At 62.9% G+C, this 593-nt stretch carries 1 pseudogene; it reads right to left on the bottom strand.

From position 1 onward, the window contains the following. Positions 1-26 precede the first annotated feature (26 nt). A pseudogene (locus tag CG51_RS18855) lies at positions 27-593 on the bottom strand (integrase core domain-containing protein); the annotation flags it as partial.

Here is a 593-nt window from a genome sequence, read left to right as displayed (position 1 = left end):
TGACCTGCGCCCCTTGTGTCCCTCGATCATAACGAGAGTCTGGCGGTTTGAGATTGGTAGTCGGCGGGTGGTTTCATGGCAAGCGCGCCGGGCGCGGAGCCATCAGGTAGCGCACGCGTCCGGCGCGCCTCGAGCGGCGTCAGGTTGCCGAGCGAGGGGTGCGGCCTGACGGCGTTGTAGTCGTAGCGTCAGAGGGCGATCTTGCGGCGGGCATCATGCAAGGTGTCGAAGATCTCCTCGTTCAGCATCTCATCGCGCAGGCTGCCGTTGAAGCTTTCGATGAACGCGTTCTGCTGAGGCTTGCCGGGATTGATGTAGTGCCAGGCGACGTTGTTCTGGTCTGCCCACTTCAGGATGGCGCGGCTGGTGAACTCGGTCCCGTTGTTGCTGACGATGCAGGTGGGCTTGCCGTAGATCTGCACCAGCGCGTCCAGCTCACGCACAACCCTTGCGCCCGAGATACTGGTGTCGGCGATCAGGCACAGGTTCTCTCGGCAGCAGTCGTCGATCACCGCCAGGATGCGGAACTTGCGTGATGCCCCGAACGTGTCGGCAACGAAGTCCAGCGACCAGCGCTGGTTCGGCATTAGGGC

Origin of the sequence: Haematobacter missouriensis, assembly GCF_000740775.1 — a bacterium.
Classification (GTDB): Bacteria; Pseudomonadota; Alphaproteobacteria; order Rhodobacterales; family Rhodobacteraceae; genus Haematobacter; species Haematobacter missouriensis.
Note: the sequence above shows the minus strand (reverse complement) of the source record. Positions and strands in the feature narration are given on the sequence as shown.